Source organism: Yoonia sp. 67-2 (assembly GCF_035117555.1).
In the GTDB taxonomy this organism is placed as follows: Bacteria; Pseudomonadota; Alphaproteobacteria; order Rhodobacterales; family Rhodobacteraceae; genus Yoonia.
The window spans coordinates 403,107-422,909 of the sequence record NZ_JAYKPK010000003.1 but is presented as its reverse complement, the minus strand read 5'-3'; the positions used below and the strand labels follow the sequence as shown (position 1 = coordinate 422,909).

21 protein-coding genes and 1 pseudogene are annotated in these 19,803 nt (G+C 55.5%); 14 read left to right on the top strand and 8 right to left on the bottom strand.

Going from position 1 to position 19,803, the window contains the following annotated elements:
- Positions 1-268: hypothetical protein (locus tag VOY09_RS07525; protein WP_416376272.1), on the bottom strand; the 268-nt coding region annotated here is incomplete at its 3' end.
- Between VOY09_RS07525 and VOY09_RS18270 the strand changes: the two are divergent.
- Positions 177-381 (top strand): annotated as a pseudogene (locus VOY09_RS18270) (hypothetical protein); the annotation flags it as partial. The gene VOY09_RS07525 and the pseudogene VOY09_RS18270 sit on opposite strands and share 92 nt — an antisense overlap.
- Before the next feature lie 66 nt (positions 382-447).
- On the opposite strand, the gene VOY09_RS07520 reads toward VOY09_RS18270, so the two are convergent.
- The 4 genes from VOY09_RS07520 to VOY09_RS07505 all read right to left on the bottom strand — a co-directional run bounded on the left by VOY09_RS07520 (position 448) and on the right by VOY09_RS07505 (position 5,057).
- Positions 448-1,335 carry a hypothetical protein gene (locus VOY09_RS07520; RefSeq protein ID WP_322896187.1) on the bottom strand — a complete coding sequence of 296 codons (888 nt, stop codon included), beginning with the start codon at positions 1,333-1,335 and terminating at the stop codon, positions 448-450.
- 79 nt (positions 1,336-1,414) lie between these two features.
- A complete protein-coding gene (locus tag VOY09_RS07515) occupies positions 1,415-3,325 on the bottom strand; it encodes a hypothetical protein (protein WP_322896185.1) in 1,911 nt (636 codons plus the stop codon).
- Positions 3,322-3,885: a hypothetical protein gene (locus VOY09_RS07510; RefSeq protein WP_322896183.1), complete on the bottom strand. Its 564-nt coding sequence runs from the start codon at positions 3,883-3,885 to the stop codon at positions 3,322-3,324. Before VOY09_RS07510 ends, VOY09_RS07515 begins: the two co-directional genes overlap by 4 nt.
- A complete protein-coding gene (locus tag VOY09_RS07505) occupies positions 3,882-5,057 on the bottom strand; it encodes a dsDNA nuclease domain-containing protein (RefSeq protein WP_322896181.1) in 1,176 nt (391 codons plus the stop codon). The genes VOY09_RS07510 and VOY09_RS07505 overlap by 4 nt, the downstream gene beginning before the upstream one ends.
- A 366-nt stretch (positions 5,058-5,423) precedes the next feature.
- On the opposite strand from VOY09_RS07505, the gene VOY09_RS07500 reads away from it, so the two are divergent.
- A complete protein-coding gene (locus tag VOY09_RS07500; protein ID WP_322896179.1) occupies positions 5,424-6,587 on the top strand; it encodes a DNA cytosine methyltransferase in 1,164 nt (387 codons plus the stop codon).
- Positions 6,584-7,525 (top strand): DUF4928 family protein, encoded by a 942-nt coding sequence (locus VOY09_RS07495; protein ID WP_322896177.1) that lies wholly within the window; start codon positions 6,584-6,586, stop codon positions 7,523-7,525. The genes VOY09_RS07500 and VOY09_RS07495 overlap by 4 nt, the downstream gene beginning before the upstream one ends.
- Before the next feature lie 311 nt (positions 7,526-7,836).
- Here VOY09_RS07495 and VOY09_RS07490 read toward each other — a convergent pair whose 3' ends face one another.
- A complete protein-coding gene (locus VOY09_RS07490) occupies positions 7,837-8,379 on the bottom strand; it encodes a recombinase family protein (protein WP_322896175.1) in 543 nt (180 codons plus the stop codon).
- Positions 8,380-8,647: 268 nt separating this feature from the next.
- On the opposite strand from VOY09_RS07490, the gene VOY09_RS07485 reads away from it, so the two are divergent.
- Positions 8,648-9,022, top strand: coding sequence for a hypothetical protein (locus VOY09_RS07485; protein ID WP_323811273.1), 375 nt, complete (start codon positions 8,648-8,650; stop codon positions 9,020-9,022).
- Positions 9,023-9,070: 48 nt separating this feature from the next.
- Here VOY09_RS07485 and VOY09_RS07480 read toward each other — a convergent pair whose 3' ends face one another.
- A complete protein-coding gene (locus VOY09_RS07480; RefSeq protein WP_322896171.1) occupies positions 9,071-9,337 on the bottom strand; it encodes a hypothetical protein in 267 nt (88 codons plus the stop codon).
- A 1,285-nt stretch (positions 9,338-10,622) separates the two neighbouring features.
- Complete coding sequence (locus VOY09_RS07475) at positions 10,623-11,156, bottom strand: hypothetical protein (protein ID WP_322896169.1); 534 nt, start codon at positions 11,154-11,156, stop codon at positions 10,623-10,625.
- Positions 11,157-11,256: 100 nt separating this feature from the next.
- On the opposite strand from VOY09_RS07475, the gene VOY09_RS07470 reads away from it, so the two are divergent.
- From VOY09_RS07470 to VOY09_RS07425, 10 genes are all read left to right on the top strand, one after another.
- Positions 11,257-11,403 carry a hypothetical protein gene (locus tag VOY09_RS07470; protein ID WP_322896167.1) on the top strand — a complete coding sequence of 49 codons (147 nt, stop codon included), beginning with the start codon at positions 11,257-11,259 and terminating at the stop codon, positions 11,401-11,403.
- Positions 11,404-11,576: 173 nt separating this feature from the next.
- On the top strand, positions 11,577-11,951 hold the full coding sequence (locus VOY09_RS07465) for a restriction endonuclease (protein ID WP_322896165.1): 375 nt from the start codon (positions 11,577-11,579) through the stop codon (positions 11,949-11,951).
- A gap of 79 nt (positions 11,952-12,030) precedes the next feature.
- Entirely contained in the window at positions 12,031-13,011 is a 981-nt protein-coding gene (locus tag VOY09_RS07460) for a hypothetical protein (RefSeq protein WP_322896163.1), read from the top strand.
- A 158-nt stretch (positions 13,012-13,169) separates the two neighbouring features.
- A complete protein-coding gene (locus VOY09_RS07455) occupies positions 13,170-13,676 on the top strand; it encodes a hypothetical protein (protein WP_322896161.1) in 507 nt (168 codons plus the stop codon).
- A 659-nt stretch (positions 13,677-14,335) separates the two neighbouring features.
- Complete coding sequence (locus tag VOY09_RS07450; RefSeq protein WP_322896158.1) at positions 14,336-15,382, top strand: hypothetical protein; 1,047 nt, start codon at positions 14,336-14,338, stop codon at positions 15,380-15,382.
- Between the two features lie 445 nt (positions 15,383-15,827).
- A complete protein-coding gene (locus VOY09_RS07445) occupies positions 15,828-16,670 on the top strand; it encodes a metallophosphoesterase (protein ID WP_322896156.1) in 843 nt (280 codons plus the stop codon).
- A 254-nt stretch (positions 16,671-16,924) separates the two neighbouring features.
- On the top strand, positions 16,925-17,194 hold the full coding sequence (locus tag VOY09_RS07440) for a hypothetical protein (protein WP_322896154.1): 270 nt from the start codon (positions 16,925-16,927) through the stop codon (positions 17,192-17,194).
- 26 nt (positions 17,195-17,220) lie between these two features.
- Entirely contained in the window at positions 17,221-18,006 is a 786-nt protein-coding gene (locus VOY09_RS07435) for a hypothetical protein (RefSeq protein ID WP_322896152.1), read from the top strand.
- Positions 18,003-18,914 (top strand): hypothetical protein, encoded by a 912-nt coding sequence (locus tag VOY09_RS07430; protein ID WP_322896150.1) that lies wholly within the window; start codon positions 18,003-18,005, stop codon positions 18,912-18,914. Before VOY09_RS07435 ends, VOY09_RS07430 begins: the two co-directional genes overlap by 4 nt.
- 350 nt (positions 18,915-19,264) lie before the next feature.
- A complete protein-coding gene (locus VOY09_RS07425; protein WP_322896148.1) occupies positions 19,265-19,753 on the top strand; it encodes a hypothetical protein in 489 nt (162 codons plus the stop codon).
- Positions 19,754-19,803: the final 50 nt, after the last annotated feature.

Below are 19,803 nucleotides of genomic sequence, written 5' to 3'. Positions count from 1 at the left end.
AAAAACGAAACCCAACCCGATCAGCAGGTGCAAAAAGTAGCTTAATCAACGCCAGATACTGTCCAGCCGATGGGGAGTAGCTCAATTGATCGGATAGCGGCTTCAGCAATTCTGGAGAGCAGACGTTAAGCCACGGCTCACTGTTAACACCATTTGACCTGAAGGTTGGGGCGGATACCCACAGCGCGAACTTCCCGGTGCTGGGCGATGCGGAGACCATCACCACTTGCAGCTCCAGCGATGATGAAACCGGCATATCGGTTGGCAATATTGATGACAAAAAGCCTGTCAGAAGAGCGTTATCTCCATCATGGAAGGCGGCCCGGAAGCCTTAGAACGCGCAAGGTGATCAATCAAATCTGGAAAACACATGCCGTTTGACGAAGGCTGAGGGTATCTTTCATGGCCAATCGTCATTGCATGGCCGACGAGTGGTCCTTCACAAAGCTAGGAGTTCCACGCCGGGCTTTCGTAGATATCCTGATAGTTTTCAACGACGATATACTGCATCTGGAGCCCCTCAAAGAAGGGCTTTCGGTGAAGACTGCCATTCTTCGGCGTATCTACAAACCAGGTCGGCGCTTTCCACGCAGGTATGATCTTGTGGAGGCGCGCGCGTTCTAGAAATAGCCAGCGAAGGAAGTTCTCGTCCTTGCTGAAGCTGAACCCTAAAATCACGAGCGGACAGAAGAACAGTACTTCCAGCCAGCCATTCGCTCCGCGCCAATTGGCTTCGGCGTTTTTGGCCGACGCACGAAGACTCTCGTCGCCGTACACCCACTGCCGCGCACGCTGGACCGAGCCCATGTAGTGCGTGAGGCCGAGGCGGATGCTGCGCTTGTAATGCATCATGCCGTGGGCGTGCCAGATTGCGAATTCTGACCTCGGATCAGAGATCGACGTGTCAGAGAAATAGCAGTTCCAAGGATAGTAGTCTGTGGACGGCTTGCCCAGCCATTGCCGCCGCGCATCTGCGGCGAGAGACAGATTTTCATCAAAGTTGACGGTGATGATCGGACGGCGATGACGCTGTGCCCACCCGACGATTGACTGATGATGCTGTACGGGCCTCCAAGCCTTCATCGTCTCACAGAATTTTGCCTGAAGGCTGCTGCGATCCTCGGCTGGTCGCGCAAGATCCAGAATGTCGAACAGTTCGGTGTTGGACATTTCACGAATTTCTTCCTCGGTGAAGTCAACGCCATAGTCGTACATGAGCCCGCGTAGCAGATCATCCCAACTGGAGCGCGCGTCATTTTTGTACCGATTAATCCCGTTCCCGACGAATAGAGCTGGTTTTTCGGGGCGAGCGAGGATTTCAGAAAGCGACGGCAATGACATCTTCCTTTGACAATGCTGTAGTTTAATAATTTCGTATCGAAGAGATATTCCGTGCGCTCATTGACGTTTCTCATCAGGCGACGTGGACATGGGTCTGCCTTTGGACGTGCACGCCCTGTAGGCCCGCGAAGGACGCACCCGTGATGATGAGTTGCGCGCCCTCGAACTCCTCTTTGGCGAGCAGGTCGATGAACGGCTGAACGATGAAGTTCTCCCTGTCCTTGACCTCTTCGCCCGAGAATTCACCCGGCACGTCGATGATTGCCAGTCCTGGATAGTGCATGTCAGTTACCGGGCTCAGCGACAGCAGGCCGTATTGATAGGCCATCAGAAAATAGAGGGAGTCCGTCCCTCCTAGCGCACCCCGCCAGCGCTTTCGTCCCACCCGAAAGCTGGTGCTGGACTTGGATATGTCGATTTCGACCATATTGTGTTTCCAAGTGTCCGGACGTTGCACATTGAGAGCGTCGAGATAGGCGTTCATCCCTTCTTCAAGCTTATTAGCGGCAGCGCTGAAGTCGATTGAACGGTTAGCCTCGTCCACCTTCTCCTGAAGTGCCTTGATCTCGTCCTCAAGGGCCTGGACCTGATTGGTGAGGCTCTTGCCAAGTTCGAGCGCCGCCGCCACCCGGCCCATCTGGCGTTGCCGCTCGGCAGCGTTACCCAGCGCCATATCGATCGCGCTGACATCGGCTTGAGCAACGGCGGCCACGGCGCGACGGGCCGGCGCGAGTTCGACCTCTATGGTCTGCAGCGCCTCTTTGGCATCGCGGCACGCCTTGGTCTGTTTGTCTATGTCCCGTTCGAGAATGGTGATGAGTTCGTCAGCTTCTAGAAGTTCGGCGTTCAACCGGTCCTGCTCGAATTGCAGTCGGACCTCGCCGAGCCCGGCGACCTCAGGCTCCTCGGGCAGATGCTGGTGGCAGACGAAGCAGTGATCAGGATTCCGATAGGGGATGATCCCCTGATCACAGGCCGGGCAATGGGTGACCTTAAGGTCTGCAAGGAGTTCGCTGGCGTCTGCGACCCGACCCATCCGCTCGATCTCAGCCGTGAGGTCCGCGCGATATCGACGAACTTCGGTCAGCCGGTCTTCGGCACCCAGACGCTTCTGGCGCGTTATCGTCACGTCTTCGAGCGCCACCGCTCGTGCATGCCCGAGCTCGGCGATGCGCGACCGATCCGACACCGGCAGGCTGGCGTCACTTGCAGTCGTCAGAACCTCGAGTTTGAGCGTCTGCAGGCGTTCGACTTCGTCTTGGAGACGTTTCAACGCGGCGGCAACGGTGGTCTCGTTTACGCCCACGGTGGCGTCTTGAGGGTCGAGCAGATCGACCGCTAGATCGTTGAGGGTCTCGCTGTACTGCTCGCGTCGCGCCCGGACCCGCATCGACCTGAGTTTCAGATCGACGAGTTTACCATAGTCCTTGCTATAAATTCGCTCAGCCAGACCCAAGAAGAGCAAGAGGCTGGCGTGCTGTTCGTTGTCAGTTTGTTGATCGACGAGACCGCTCCAGAACCGCTGCTGCCGGAAGATATGCCTCAACAAGGAGCGGAAGCTCAGCTCTGGCCAGGTCTGGCCGGACATCGGATTGCCCTTCGGGAAGTTCACCAGCGGCATGCCTAGTTTTTCCATCAGCCAGTGCTGGAAGTCCTTGGCAAGCATACCCTCGTCGCCGACGAAGACCTTCCCTTTGGCACCGGCCTCGCGCCAACGCCGCTCGATCCGGAAGGTCCCGTCGCCGATGCAGATTGTGGCGGAGGCCGCGTCGTACTTCTCGGCCAGCCCTTCTTCGTCGCTCTGCTCATAAGGGTTTGCTCCCGTGTCGCCGAGCAGAAAGTCGAGCGTCTGCAGCCACTTCGTCTTGCCGGTGTTCGGTCGCCCAACGAAGACGTTGACGCCGGTTTCGAATGTGAGACGCTCGACGTTGCCGGTCGCCAGACGACGTTCGAGGCTGCGGATAGACAGAAAGGGCGCGCTCATTTAGTTATCACCTGTCCGAGGGTGCGTTTGCCAACCTCTTGTTCGAAAAGCTTGTAGATCAGGTTTTTCAGCACCGTGCCCGACTTGCCGCCGAAGGTTTTCTTCACCGCTTTCTGGCGCTCAACGAGGGTGGCGAAGGAGGGACGTTTTGTGAGAGCCTTGGCCATTTTGGCACCTTCGGTCGATAAAGCGATCTGGTAGGAGTTCTTGAGCTTGGACACGGTGATCAGCCGCCGTGCCTCGAGATGCGCCAGAACCTGATAGTAGCGCTTGTCCCACGGGCCGTAGTGATGTCGCACCATCGATGATTCGACAGCTTCAGCGCGATCAACGGGCTCGCTTTGGGCGTCAGGCTCGACCGCCGCCCGAGCGGCCTCGAAGAAGTCTGGGTAGCGAGTGAAGAAGTCAAGCTTAGCCATTTTTGTCAGACCGTCCATCCGCCCTGCGGTGCCGCAGATGTGCATCAGCAGAAGCAGCCGAGCCGCGTGGAATTCGAGGACATCGTCGGCCGCCAGCGGAAGACTGGCGGGACGGGTTCCGAGGCGAGAAAGCGACTTCACAGCCCTGTTCGATCAAAGCGCAGCAGACAGCGGTCGGCGATGTCGTACATACAGCCCTTAAGGAAGGCTGAACGGTCGCCTTGGTCAGGCGGGAGGGAGGCGTTGATGACATCCATTCGGTCGATGCAGAGGGCGTGGAATGTCGGGCCGTCGAGATCGAGCGTTCCGGCGGCCCGCTTGGCGCTGAGGGTCTGGACTTCGGATTTGACGCGGCCCTGAAGATGGCCTGCCTCGTCTGGCTGCATGTAGCGAGAGGTCCGGACGGAGCGGGCGTAGTCGATACGCATGTCGAGCGCCATCGCGACTACCGTTCCGGTGAGGGAGGCGTCATTCATCTTCTTTGTTAGTTTGCCGCCCGAGGGCTGGGTCGCTCCGTCCTTGAGCTTGGCTAGACACGTATCCCACACCAACAAAAATGCCTCGCGTGTCAGGATTTTCTTCGCCTTGTCCGGCTTCCATTTCGCATCGCCTGCCGACTTCACGAGCTTGCGCAACTCGTCCAGAAGAAGGTCTAGGTGCTCCCATAGCAGCGGGCGGCCGGCGGCCTGCATGAGCTCGAACAATCGGACCTTGTTCTGCGTCTTTACGGCCGGTTCGTCGTGGCGCGCGTCCCAGAGGCAGTTGTCGAGCCAATAGCCAGTCCCGTTCCCCCGCTTGGACAGGACGCCGGGCATTCGCCCATCGAGGTCCGACTTCAGCGCGACCATTTCCTTGCAGCTAAGTGCCCGGGCTTCGTGGCCGCGTTCATAGGTCAGCGGCGTCAGAAGCGAGATCACCGGGCGCAGGGTGACGACCCGGAAGCGCGCGGTCTCATCGTGCTGGTCGCGATCTAGAGACTTCTCAAAAATCGACGACCCGATAGCCTGTTTCTTGCGGTGGCACAGGTCCGCTACGGACCAAAGCTTGTCTGCTTCGCCGCCCTTGACCTGAACGAACTCGGCGATCAGCGGCGGCGCACCGATGTCCCAGACCAAAACCAGATCGTCATGTGTCTCGAAATGGATCTTTACCAGCTGAGGGTTGGCCAACATCTCCAGAACGAAGCCGACGGCGATCTCGTCCTGATAGTTGAATCCTTTGCGAGCAATTGGGCCGCCTTCTTCAGAAGGGGCGGCGGCGTCGATGGAGGGCCAGACCTCTTGGTCGGCAGTAACGGATTCATTCTCTGACAAAGGCCCTCGGCACATTCTGCTTGCTCGTCACAGCCCCCTTGCCGTCACATGCTGTGAAACCCTAAACGCGGAAGGATACATCTTACAAGTGTGCAAATGCATTCGCCATATAACCCCAAACCTCCAGCGAGGATCACTCGTTCGGGCAAGTGTCTCTGCATTGCACACCGTGCGCCTGAGGCCCTGCCAGTCGGCGAGGCCGACTGCGTCGAGTTCAACGCCTTCTTCCACTCGCCCTATTCGCTGGGCGAATTGGGGTGGTTTGGGCCCTAGGGCGGGCCGGTTGCTGAAACAAAATGTTCTTTCAATGTTCCATGGCGTGTCTTGAGAGTAGGTGCTAGTGTGCTCACAAAAAAGGAGAGGTAGTTGCCCACATTCCTTGAGTTCTTTGCAGGCGGCGGCATGGTGCGCGCAGGCCTAGGGTCAGCGTGGACATGTTCATTTGCTAACGACTTTGACGAAATGAAGGCTGCTGTCTATCGCGCGAACTGGGGCGCGGATCATCTGATCTGTGAAGACGTCGCGAAGCTGACCTCGGCGCAAATGCCGAGCTATGCTGATCTAGCTTGGGCTTCTTTCCCATGTCAGGACCTTTCCCTTGCTGGTACTTATGCAGGCATCGGACACCCGTCGCAAAAAGAACAAACCCGTTCCGGCACCTTCTGGCCTTTCTGGAGTCACATGCGGCGCTTGGCCGAAGAGGGGCGTGCCCCCCGGATCATTGCACTAGAAAACGTGTATGGCGTACTGCGTTCTAAGGGTGGGAACGACTTCAAGGCAATTGCGTCCGCCTTCTCTGGGGGCAATTATCGCTTTGGGGCGCTGGTGATCGATGCGGCGCGGTTTGTTCCACAATCTCGTCAGCGTGTTTTCCTCATTGGTGTGCGCGGTGATTTGCCTGTACCGGAAAAGTTGACCGCCGCCTCACCACAAGCCGCGTGGCACCCGAAAGCCCTTTGCGAAGCCTTCGGCATTTTGAGCGCAGAAGCAAAGCGCAAATGGATTTGGTGGAACCCCCCGACACCTGCCACCCGAACTGTGCACTTCAAGCACATTATTACCGATGATCCCAAAGGGGTGAGGTGGCACACCAAGGCAGAAACAGAAAACCTTATCGCCATGATGTCAGACCGGAACCGCGAAAAGGTTGAGGCAGCGAAAAGGTCTGGGCTGCGGATTGTCGGGGGAGTGTATAAGCGCACGCGGATTGAAGACGGGGTAAGGGTCCAGCGCGCCGAAGTGCGGTTTGACGACGTCGCAGGCTGCCTTCGCACTCCAGCTGGCGGTTCATCCCGCCAAACGATTTTGGTGGTGGAAGGGAAGTCGGTACGGTCACGCCTGTTGGCCCCCCGCGAAGCCGCTGATCTTATGGGCCTGCCTTCAAGCTACATCCTGCCATCCCGATACAATGACGCATACCATGTCGCAGGCGACGGAGTCGCCGTGCCCGTCGTCGCTCACTTGGCCCGGCACGTCTTTGAACCCGTCCTAGCTTTCGCAGACAGTCACCTTTCGGTTGCAGCTGAATGATTGACCTAGATAAGGCACTGACTGACTTTGCCACAAGGCGACGTTTCAGAAGCAAAGGCCCGCTCTGCGTTGCCTTGGTGGTGACTGACCACGCTCGGAAGGGTCTACCGCTGGACCCCGAAAAACTATTGACCGCACAAGGCGGACAGGTACTCGGCCTAGGCAAGTCAGCGGTGCAAAAGATACTTGAGAAGCACGGCATAACACGCCTTCTGGCATCGGAAGGCGGACGCACAAGCCGAGGTAGCATCGACAATATGCGGTCATATGTTGGCCTGCTCAACGAGCTTCACGCCACGAGCATTGTGGACCTAGACTCTGTCGAGGAATTCTGGATTAGGCAAGTTGAAGCTTTCTTTGCCGGGAAGCCCTTTAAGCTCAGGCTGGATTCATCCTTGGGGTTACGTGCCGTGATCAGGAATTTGGTGGGGCAAGCAGAAGAGCGGCAGAAGGCGTCAGCGGGTACGATGTACCATGGCATGATGATGCAACATCTTGTGGGCGCGAAGCTAGACTTGGTCCTTGGGCTTGGCAACGTCACCCATAACGGCGCGAACACGAGCGACCAGAAGCCCGACCGAACGGGGGACTTCGACATTGGCGATGCGTCGATTCATGTGTCGACCTCGCCAAGCGAAGCCTTAATCCAAAAATGTGCCGCAAACTTCGACGCAGGACGCCGGCCCATGATCGTTACTACCCGTAAAGGTGTGGTGATCGCGGAAGGCCTAGCCGAAAACATCGGCATAGCTGACCGGCTGGACGTGATCGAGTTTGAGCAATTCATTGCGACTAACTTGCATGAGCTAGGCCGGTTTGAAACCGAACAACGGCGGATCAAGGTTGGGGAATTGATCACCCGATACAACGAAATCGTGGACAAATTCGAGACTGACCCTAGCCTTCAAATAGAGATTGCTTCTGGTAAGGCATCTTAAGCCATCCAATGAACTGATGCGATGGGTGCCTCTGTGTGGACGCATTATCGTCGATTTGAGGCGGTGTGGGGTCTGATGCCGGATGGGGCAGAGTAGTACGCTAAGGGCCGATCTTGGCTCCCGTGCGTTGCAAAGTTCTATAAATCGTTGGCCCTAGGACGGCGGAAAGTTTTACCGAAACGCCTCTAAAACTTTTCGAGCCCCTGTTGTCTGAGGTTGCCTCGATACCATTGACTTCAGCAGTTTAATAAGAATGCCATGATGGACGACCTTAGCTCATAACTTTCAAGTTCTTTGGGGGGCATAAGTGATTAGAGAACTCTACGGATCGTCTTGCCGCTAACTTTGAACAAATTGGCTATCTCCGGGATCGCGCGGTGCTCTTCGTCCCGCATTCGTTTGACCTCGATCTTCTGGGCGGGTGAGAGGGCAGGGGGCCTACCCCCGACCCGGCCACGTTTCCTAGCCGCATCTAGACCCTCTTTCGTCCGTTCGACGATCCGCTCGCGCTCGAACTGGGCGATACTGGCAAAAACATGAAATACCAGCCGCCCCGCCGGGGTAGTCGTGTCGATGTCCTCCCCCAGGGACCGGAACCCGGCGCCCTTAGCTCGGATGAGGTCGACGATTTCGAGCAGGTCCTTGAGACTCCGGGCGACGCGGTCGTATTTCGTAACGACGACCACATCCCCGGCCCGGAGTTCTAAGAGAAGCCGGTCCAGCTCCGGCCGGACCCGGGCGGTCCCCGTGATCGTGTCCGCGAAAATCCGTTTCGCCCCGGCGGCGGCGAGGGCGTCGCACTGGCCGTCCAAGTTCTGGTCCCGGGTCGACACCCGCGCATACCCCAAGATCATAGACAAAAACCTCCCAAAAGTACTTTGGTTTTGACATGGGTTTTTGTCCCGGTCAACTTGTTGAAATCCGGTAGGCAGGACGGTCCGGTCAAAAATGACCGTATTTGTCCCGCACATTGTGACCAGGGGTTTTTGTCCAAAGCGGCCGTTCATGACATTTGCGGCGAAAGTCGGGACCGAGCCCAAACGACTTGATGCTGCGCTCAGAACGAATGTCAGCTATTTTGTTTTGGCGAACATCTGTGAGTCAAACGTTAAAGGAAGCATGATGGCTAAGAAGACCGAGTATCTGATCACCCAGTACGCAAGCGACAGTAGCATTTTGAAGAAACTGCGCGCTCCCAAAAGTATCAATCTGCGTCTTTTGCTGGAAAGGCTTATATGCCAGGACTTGGATGATGACGCTGTGATCAGTTCTTGCCTTCGGTCAAACTCCAAGCGTTTCTATGATCCTTTTCAGATAATCGATATGCGCGAGGATCATCGACGCGATCAGGCTCGTGATGCGTTAAACACTGACCCGGAGACCAAGGACCCGATAGGAGTCTACAATCGCGCGAGGGACGCGCAAAGTCCGCTCGGAAAGACACTACTAATCGCTGGGCCAAACTATGACTATTTCGTCAAAGAGGTGGAGGTCTAACATAAGCGGTTGTTGGTTCGAATGCCGCGATAGACCGCTTCGTACCAATCAGTCTAAGCCGTGATCATCTGCTAGATTGATCCCTCCGGCAAGCATTTCAGTGACGCGCACCAAAGCTGCTTTGTGGCCTTCCGGTATATCGTCACTCAAGTCCCAATTGGCTTTTACCGCAGAAATCGCCATAGCTAAGAGTTCGCGATCATTTGCCGAAAGTGACGTTGAAATGCAGAGCAACACGGCACGATTGGCTGCGCTTTCTGCCTCTAACGCTTCCAGTCGCGCTTCAATCTTCGCTATTTTTGCGCCGTTAAGCACAGTTTATCCTCAGCATATTCGGGTCCTCCTACAACGCACAGCATTGCAGTTGGGCAGGTAGGGTCAAGAACCTTCTTTTCTGGTCCTGTTCCGATCCCCCCTTCGCTTATAAGGTGGGACGAGTGTATAATACACCTTGCGGGCCGTTTTTCAAAGGCGGTCGTTGGCGAAGGTGCAACGATTCACACTTCGTCCCGCAGTGCTGCCGGTAGGGTGTAAATCAGCATACTGCACCGCTGCAAGTCGGCTTGGAGCCCATGTTTAAAGATTCTGCGCTGTGCACGAAGGCCCGCCCTCACGAAAGTGCCGAAAAACCTTCAACAGCCCCTTAGGTTTTTAATGGGGCTTCTGGCGGCCTCAATCGGGGTGGTTTGTGCCTGTTCCACAAACGAGTGTTTTAGAACGGTTTTTCGTAAGTGCTACGTGGAATAGGGTGTTGTTCATAGCTAGGGTAGTGTGCAAACTTGTGACACTTCGCTTATGATTTCAATAACCCCACCAAACCTGAGGTTTCATTGCGCTTATATATTATTTCATTCTTTTTGTGCTTGGGGACCTCAGTAAGCGCGTACACAAACGTAGATATGGCTAGACGAGCGTACGCGGCGGTCCCGTTTTCTGAAATATATGCCAACAAAGAACAGCGTACCGAAATGGCGTCAGCCATTCAGGCTTATTGGCAGGACTTTGACAACCGGCTTCCAAGGCTATCGCCCAGCGAGCTTGAGTGGCTCACGCGCGAACTAGATACAACAGACATGGCGCGGTTGAACAGAGCTGCGCAGACACGTGAATTTTCCCTATGGGAGCTGGCAAACATCGCTGATCAATGTACAAGCGCGGCGGCTGGACTTGTGACGGCAATCAATACTCCGTCTCAAGCAAACACAGAGATGTTCCATTGGAGTAAAGTTGCCAACTGCTACCACGAAAGCAATAGCTCAATATTCAGACATCTACGCGATGCGGGGTTGGACACAATTGGTGACGCTAACGATGGGCACACGATAGACAGCCTGATGCTTTCTCGCATCCTATTAGTCATCATCCCATCGTCAATGGCAGACACTATGGGGTGGGAACTAAACCGCGAATAGGTTCTAGTTCGAATGCACCTCTGCTGCGTCCGCACCACTTTCCAGAAACCACCGCTTTGGGAAGGTTGCAAAAAGCGGCCGTTGGAGCAGCCGCAGCGAAAGCCCGCTCCGTCCCACACAGCGGACACTCGGCAACCGTTCAACAAACGGTGGCTTTAGTGCAGGTAGCATCGCACCGGGGTATAAAGTTACGACGTCTCGCGCTGCCGGTGTTCGTGATTGATTTCCGCAAGCTCATTCATGCCTTCCTCAACCTCGACAAGCGCCTTGTGCTTGGCAAGTTCAAAGCTATCGAGCCAGTGCCCCCACGGCGGGCTGTAGTCTTGGCGTGTAGGACCGGCAGCGCATGATAGAAGCCACCGGCCGCGTGTTTGCGGTGCCAGGTAGACGTGCCAGTTATCGATCTGTGCGTGATGCGTGCCGTGTTCGTTGACCTTCCATTCAAGGTCAACGTAGCGCTCGTTTAGACGCCTGTGCTGACGAAGCAGCATGGACAGGATGACCGACATCTCTGCTGACACCTTCGTTTCACCAGAGATCATGCGTTCAATGCTTCGCGCGATCGCTTGCGAGGGCCTGTCATCACCAAACTTTTCGAGTTTCCGAACCAAACCCCAAGCCGTCAAGCGCAGCTCTGCCAAGGCTTCAATCAGCTCATGACGACGACGCTCCGGCGATCGACGGGGGATAAGTCCATCTAGGGTCTCTTCATCATTTTCCATGTCTGCACCACGTATGTTCCATAAGTGTAACATACGTGGAAAGTGGGCTTTGGCAATACTGATCAGAAGACAGCCTTGCTCATGCCAAAGGCGCGGCAGAATGGCTGAAGGCCTCATGTGCGTCAACGGCAGCAAAGTCCTGCGGACGGCGACCAGCCTGCCGGTGAAGGTCCGCGATCAGTCGCACGCGGAAACCACCGCTTTTGGCTCACTCACCATACTCGGAAAACAGGTGCATTTTAGTTAGATCTATGCACCATGGCGGGGAGCTATCTGGAGCATTCACGTGTCAGATTTTACTTCGAATTCAGCGGCGTTAATATTGAAACCATTTCAGAAGCCAATTGCATCGGTACTTCAAGAACTTACAGAACGACCGATGACGGCCCAGAAGATGAGTAAGACTGGAAATCCGCACTCTTGACCGTTCTGGGAAAAATGCCACCTGATGGATTCGAGCGGCTGTCACAGCGCCTTCTCCGCGAGGCAGGCTTCACCAAGGTCGAGGTGCGCGGCAAGTCCGGCGACGGAGGGATCGACGGTGTCGGCGTGCTACGCGTGAACCTCGTGTCATTTCAAGTCTACTTTCAGTGTAAGCGGTGGAAGGGAAGCGTAAGATCTAAGGAAATCCGTGATTTTCGTGGCGCGTTGCAAGGACGGGCCGACAAAGGCTTGTTCATCACCACGGGACACTTCACCAGCCAGGCCTCGGATGAGGTCACCCGCGACGGCGCAATTGCGATTGACTTGATGATCGGCTTTGCGAACTCCTTAAGGAAAACAAGCTCAGTGTGACATCAAAGATGATCGAGCAGGTTCAGATTCAACCAGATTGGTTTGAGGGTATTTAAGACTGTAACGAAAGGGGCATCATTTGCGACTTCCACTTGGTTTACGTCGAACCCTGCATAACATTTTGAATCCATCAGTTTTTCCGATGCTCGATGGTTCGGACATGCTGACCGTCCTCAACAAAGTCCGAGAGGACGCAACTGTCATGACGTGGGAATGGCCAATTGAATTGGCGCTGAGGTATCACTACCAACACCTGTTCCGCCTCACGATGCCGTACGTGTTTCGCGTTCGCCCCGAAGACGGGACTATATTCAACCACCAAAAGGAACTGGGAGCACCACCCGCCAACGTCGTTACGGCCAATGGTCGTTTGAATGAAGTCGGCCAGAGCCGCTTCTACGCGGCAGACAATCCAGTGACTGCCATGCTGGAAGCTAGATCGAAACCGGGTGAGATCGTCACGCTAACGATGTTCGGGTTCCGCAACTATTCTTCCGCGTCCCGCCGACTCGCGCAGGTCGCAGGTATGGCCCGGTACCTGTCTCCAGACGTGGCGCTCGAGATCGGAGAGGTTTCTCACAAATACGATTTCATCAGGTCCACCGTAGATGACTTTGACCGTTTCCTCGCAGTGGACGAATGGATCGCCAACGCTATCACTCGGACCGTTCCACAGGAGAACTTTCGGGGCTACTATCCAACGATCGCTCTCGGAAACATGGTACTTAAGACCTTCGGGCTCCCAAATGCTTTGGGTCGGCCCGGGCCGCGAGCCGATGCCCTCCTATACCCGAGCGTTGCGACCAGGCTTCGCGCCATGAACATCTGCATGGAGCCGACAACCGCTGTCGCCACTTACGCGCCCAAACGTGCTTGGACATTGCAGTTTGAAGGGATCGACTTCAATTCCACGCCGCCAACGGCGGAGGTCAAGCTGCTCAGTCAGACCAAACTCTTGGGCCACACAGGTGCCATCGAGTGGACTGCCGCCGATCTTGCCACCACCAGAAGTCTGTTCGCTGACGCACTTTCCACGAAGGCGGCGATTGAATTTCTGTAGCCAACCGCGATGCAGCGCTCTTGAACAAAGGGCCGCACACCGTCGCGCCTCTAAAAATGCGTAGCTGCGAATAATTATACCAAGTCATACTATATTATACTTGACATATTTACATATATATTAGTATACATTGGTATTAACTTAAATAGGAAGAAATTATGAAAGCTACCGAACGTAAAGAAGCAATTTTGAAAATGCTACCGAACGCGAAACTGCTGCAGCGGCACGCTGGTCGTTACGAAGTTGAAATTGACGGCAAACGCTGCCTGTTAGTGGTTAATACCGTACACGGGACAGTCCAGTTCACCGCCGATTCTGGCGACGCTGACGCAAACATCCCAAGTTTTGACGATGTAGACTATTGCCTTATGGTAACCGGGAAAGATGTTGATAACCTGTCCGCTTGGATGGTGCCTGTGACACAGCTGCTAGAGCACATCCAGCAGGGACATAAAAATTGGCTCGCAGAAAAGCCAGGCCGCAGCAGAGATAACAGAATGCGCACGATTAAACCGCTCGATGTGCATTTCGCTGATTATACATTTGATTTGACGCCAACTAAGCAGGCCGCTGCTTTCACGATGACGCCGGAACAAGCTCGTGAAGGCTTAGCCGTGCATTTTGGAGTGGACCCGTCCAAAATCCGCATAAGCGTTGACCTCTGACAAAACGAGGCGCTCCCTTGGCGAGGGAGTGCCTTTTCCAGCTCTACTGGCATGTCTTGCCGTTCAGCACCTATATCCAAAAACGACCGTTTGTGGAAAGTTCTATATGGGGTTCAGGTTGGCTGATAAGGGTCAAGGGCCTTCTCGCCCTGCGTCGTGATCATATAGCCGGCCCCTTGGTATCCGCCCCCGACTGATCCACCTGTTTCGTAGCTGGCCAGTCCTGCTGTTCTCAAACGTCGGCATGCAAACCTGACCTGACTTCGTTCGAGCCCCGTCTTCGTGGATATCTGATCGAAGTTGAGGATTTTCAGAGCACCGGAATTCCCGAGGGCCTTTAAGATAACCCACTCGATCGATCGCCTATCGATCCCACATATAGTATCTGACATTTGTCCCCTCTGCGTTCATTGAGTCTGCGCCGAAACTTGGGAGTGGCAACCTTCTTCGAATGCTCCTAACACGACGCAATGGTTATTCACGCACCAACCGACACAACCCCTTATTCGACTAAAATCCACAGGATGGTAAGCGGCCGACAGGTTCGCGGAGTCTCCCATTCCTGGGCCAGCGCGGTCGAAATCGCGCTGGAGGAGGTTCTTGCTGGTTCCCCCGATCTGCGACATGTCGCAATACAGGTCCCGAAAGCCGATCGAGATGTGCTCCGCCTTTTCTATTCCAAAGACGGGACAGTTTGGAGTCAGGTGCATCTTCCGGCGTTCTACAGCGGAAAGCGGTTCGATGCGCGTGCGATCGCGCGCGGCGCCCGCGAACTGGACGGCGACCCGGCTTTCTCCGCCGACCTCAGCCTCTTCAATCTCCGAATCCGCGAGCAGGCCGGCCTTATCGTTGAGCCACGGCCAAGCCGCCGCGCTTTCCGTCAGCTCCCGCAGCGGTATAATTCGCTGTCGGACTGGGTCGAAACCAGGGCGCGCGCAATCCGTGATGCCGTCGGCGAGCTCTACATGGACGGCGCCGGAAGCGAAGAGGCTCGGACCGGTCGCCGCATGAGCCTCGTGGCCATCGAGCGGCTTATCGACCGGCTCCGGATACAGCTCGGGGGCGATACCTCCTTCAAGCTTGCACCGGACGATAATCTCTATGACATCCAGATCGCCGGTGCGATCGAGGACCACTTCATCCTGAGACGCTACCCGTTTCTGACTCGCACATCCGATTTCAGGTTGAGCCTGCCCGCCTTGACGCAGGCCAGGCGCAAGGACGTCGTGCGCGGTCTCTGGGCCGATGCGGCGGGTCTCCTACGTGACGCCCGGTTCGACCACATCTACGGCACCCTCCTGAGATCGGCTGAGGGCCACCCCGTCTTCGGTGACCGGGACTACCGCAAGCTCGAGGCCCTGCTCGCCGATGCGCTGCAGGACGGATTCCACGTGGTGAGAATGGGAGGCCGACTATTTGTCTGGTCCAACAGGCGCTGGCATTTTATGCAGGAGGATCGCTCCAAGGCCGGTATTGCCGACTGGACCCGGGGCATGATCGTGTCCAGAAACCATGGTCGCGTGATCGTGCCGCCGCATCGGCGGGACGGTGAACTCGTGCCGGGTTATACCCGGAACGGCCCTGGCGAAGGACCGTCGAAGCAGCGCAAGCAGCCGCTGGAAATGCGCTGTATCGAGCGACCGATTGGCGGCACCGATCAGGCTTGGCTGCATGCCTACCACGCTTGGGAGACCGCACAGGATTAACGCGACCTGACCGATAAGTCAGATATCAGGCAAGTTCGGCGGAATACTCCCAAAAAAACGAGCTGCCCCACCGGCATGCATCATCTCAGATCTGCGCGCATCATCGATGCGCGAAAACCAGCTCGTCAGGAAGACTAACCGCCCGTAATTCCTCAAACCACGCACTTCATTATTTCGCATGACGGCGAAACTAGATCTTTAATGTTTAAAAACGATAATTTAGATGAATTTTATAGCAATCCACGCGTTGCCGCTACACTATCCCTGCTCTGCCAGTTTTCGATCTTTCGCTGAAATTCACCATTATTGCGACATAGAACTGGTACCAGTTTGATGGCTTCCGCCTTACGTTTCACCTAAATGCTGTTACTTTTCAGTATGATGGGATTTATAATTCCTCAGATGACGCGGTTTCGACTATAGTGCATGAAACGGAGCAGCCTAAATGAGCCTGATCGCCGTAATCGCCGACCCACACCTCGACAATTGGGATCGTTTCGCTATGGATCCGTTCGTTGGAGAAGGGCTTGAAGAGGCCATCCAAGCGCGCGATCCCGACTTACTGATTGTCGCGGGGGACATTTCCAACAACCCGCTTTGGATGTGGAAGAAGGCCCTCGAACGCTTGGGTCAGATCATCACGCGAGAAAAGATCATTATCATCCCCGGCAACCACGATTACTACGGTTTCCGACTGGATGGCGACCATCTCTTACGAGAGATGTGTTCAGATGTCGGGATGCGCTTTGCCCAAAAAGAAGAGATCAGGATTGGCAAGACCCGCCTCCTCTGCTGCACGCTCTGGACAGATTTTGCGCTGATCGGAAATGTTCGAATGGCGGTCGAAGCGGCGTCACAGATCATGAATGACTACCGGTATATTGAAACTGCAAAAGTTCCCGGCTTACCGTTCAATCAGCAAGACACACGATACATCACACCTAAAGATACGCTGAGAGTGCATCATGATCATCGGGAGTGGCTAGAGGCGGCATTGCGCGCGCCGCATTTCGCTGGCGATGGCGGCAAAACCGTGGTCATCACGCATCATGGACCGAGCCGATCGACTGCTGCTGGCGAGATCGACAGTGTAACACCATCGTTTCACTCCGATCTCGATGACTTGATCCTGGAGACCGCCCCAGACGCATGGTTCTTTGGTCATTCGCATCGGCGATGCCGGGCAATTGTCGGCAAGACGGACGTTCGATGCGTATCCATTGGCTACAGGCATGAACGGGGCAGCCAGCCAGAGTTGCAGTCGACGATGTTTTTCGAGACTGACTAAGCTACACCAAGTTGCCTCACTGATGGCTACCGCCTGACGGTCGGCCTCCACATCGCACCCGGGCATAAGCCCCCAATGAGCTTGTCATGAACTCTATCCTGACAGCGTCTTTTCACGCGGTGCAAGGCCGCAGCGTTGGCACGACAAACCGTCTCCCACATATAAATAATATATAGAAATATTACCGTATAACTTTTTATATTGACCGCATAAAGTTATACTGCAATATGGCTGCATAACCAAAGGAGATTCGCATGCGGATGACACGCCACGCCACTGAACGAAGCACACAACGCAACCTGCCGATCGATATTCTTCGGCTCATCCAGTCCTACGGAGAGCCTGTGCATTCACACGGCGCACTCTCCCTGATGCTGGATGACGCAACACTCGACCTTATAGCCGAAGGTGACCTGCGTCGCCGCCAAGATCTCGTTCGGTATCGGGGAACTTATCTCGTCGAATCCCACAACGGCACCGTCATTACAGCGGCGCGGTCCACTCGCCGTCATCGTCGCCCATAATCTCACCTCACCGGAGTTCCCAAACCTTGGAACAAAATCTTTCCCTCGCCGCGACCCATCTCGGGCGCTTCTCTGATGACTCTGCTGCCGACATGCTGGACAGCAACGCCATGACTATCGCTCAGGAAGGCCCCCTCCGGGTTGCCTATGCTCCCTTCGACCACATCGTCCGGGACGCCAAGATCGTGATCGTGGGCATTACCCCGGGCCGGGTGCAGGCAATAAATGCCCTGTCATCCGCTCAGAACGCGCTCAAGGGAGGCAGAACCATCCCTGAAGCCCTTATTGAGGCCAAGCTGACCGGCAGTTTCAGCGGTCCCATCAGGAACAACCTGATAGCGATGCTGGATGCTATCGGTGTGGCAGAGCACTTGGATGTCCGCTCCACGTCAGAGATATTTCGTCCCGGCTCGCAGGATGTGCACTTCACCTCCGCCCTGCGCTACCCGGTCTTTGTCGGCGGCCAGAACTACAATGGCGCGCCTGATATGCTCAAGACACCACTCCTGCGGCAGATGGTAGAGACCCACCTTGCAGAAGAGGCCCGCATGTTGCCTGAAGCGCTCTGGCTTCCCCTTGGCCCCCGTGCAGAGGCGGCTCTGCGGCATCTCGCCGGACAAGGCCTGCTCGACCGGAAAAGAATTCTGGGCGGACTGCCGCATCCAAGCGGTGCGAATGCCGAGCGCGTCGCCGTGTTTCTGGGACGAAAGTCGCCAGGGCTTGCTTCGAAAAAGACAAACTCTGTTAAGCTCCTAAGCGCATTTCAAGCGCTCGTGGCACAAATCGGTGCGTTGAAAGAGGTGGCAGCATGAAGAAGGAAACAAACATTCCGCACGACTGGCCGGAGATCGAAGCTCAGGTGCGTGAGGCGATCATCGCAATGGCGTCCATTCTTCAGACCTTCGGGCCTCAAGACGATGGTGCGACCGTGAATGCTTTTCTCGGCCAGCCGGTCGAGACCGCCGGTAAGAACCACATGAGCTCTGAAGAGATTGACAGCATCGATATAACCCGCCACGGCCTTCATCGTCATGCACGTGCCGCTTGGTGCTATGCCAATCAGCTCGACGGGTGGGAGGATTTTACAGGTGAACATGCATTCGAGATAGCTTGTGGACTGCTTCACGGTGGCTATGCGTTGACCGACAGTGAGAACGAACCGACTGGCCTTGACCCTGCGAACGATCTTCCGCTCCGACGCATACTGCAGACGGCTGAAGCCCGATGGTTCTGGGCGAACCAGGATAGCGAACTGACTGTCAGGCAATTGTCTCTGTTGTCGAACATGTCAGAAACGACCGTGCGTTCCTCTCTCAGCAAAGAAGGTTTTAAGTTGGAACCATCGAGTTCTCCCGATGAAGATAAGTCCTCTTATAGGCTGTCGGCTAACGATGCCCTGCAATGGCTCAGAAAACGTCGGGGTTTTATCCCAAATGCCGCTGGCCCTTCCCCCGACCGCCAGCGCAAGGCTGCTCGTGAGACGCTTGCCGATCCGTCGGTCCCCTTTCCCTTGGCTTTGAAAAGGGCAGCCGAACTTATTGGCCTCTCAGACACAAGTGGATCAGGAGTAGACTCGGGTTGGTATGCGGGGCTGGTCGAAGGACGCAAAGTTGCTCCTGACGTCGCGGCTTTGGTTGCTTTGGCTGACGCGCTCGATGTCCCGCGCGCCGATTTTGCGGCACGAGGCGTGCGGCATCTTCTTGAATTGGAAGGTGCCTGAAACGTCAGGTGCCGATTGACACATGAATGTCAGGCTGGTGTTTTTTTGGAGGTAGGCTTTGTCCCGCACTGCGGACCGTGACCAGCGTGCCGGTGAAAATCCGCTGTCAGTCGCACGCTGGTCAAAACTCAACCGTTTCTGCCACAGGCAGAATAGACCGTTTCTGCCGCAAAGGCTCTAGTATAGAGTTGCCGGACAGCTACCCATTTGTGCGGCTTGGGCTGCAGGTGTGCCCAGTAGGGCGCGCGGTTCAGAGGGCTCAAAGAGGGAATCTAAAAAATATTTTAAATTTCTCTTTCATACGCTCGATAAATGTTCTGAAATCCTTAGGCGCAATCAGGAGCGGATCGATGAACAACGACGCAGAAACACAAGACTCTACTGCTGGGCAAGAAACTAGTGAACCTTCCAGGTCGAGCAACGTACCGGAACCTCAGAGAGACCGTTGGAAGCTCCGGTCGGACGTCGAAGATCGTTTCAAAGGCTACGAGATTCTACACCAGCGCCTTCTTCAAGGTGCCGCCGGACTTGGTATCGCAGGCGTTTTGGGTGAACGCTCATTAACCGCGATAAATACGGCTGAAAACTTTGAAGTTTCTCTAGCAGGCATTGCTCTTTTGCTTGCGGCTTTAGTTATGGCAGTTCTAACTACGCCATTGTTTCTTTCTGCATTCGCCGCCTTCATCGGCCCCAGGCGTTTCCACCGTGAGCCTCGTCAGGATAACGCGGCACGGTTTATGGCAAAACCTGACTGGTGGGGCATCACTTTCGCGGTTCTGTCTGTATTAATGTTCGTTGCATTAGTGACGATCCTTTCTCACACGATAGCCGAAAGTTGAGGTGCTCCTAGATTTGTAGACGCTTTGCTTGGTAATTTTAGAACCAAGGA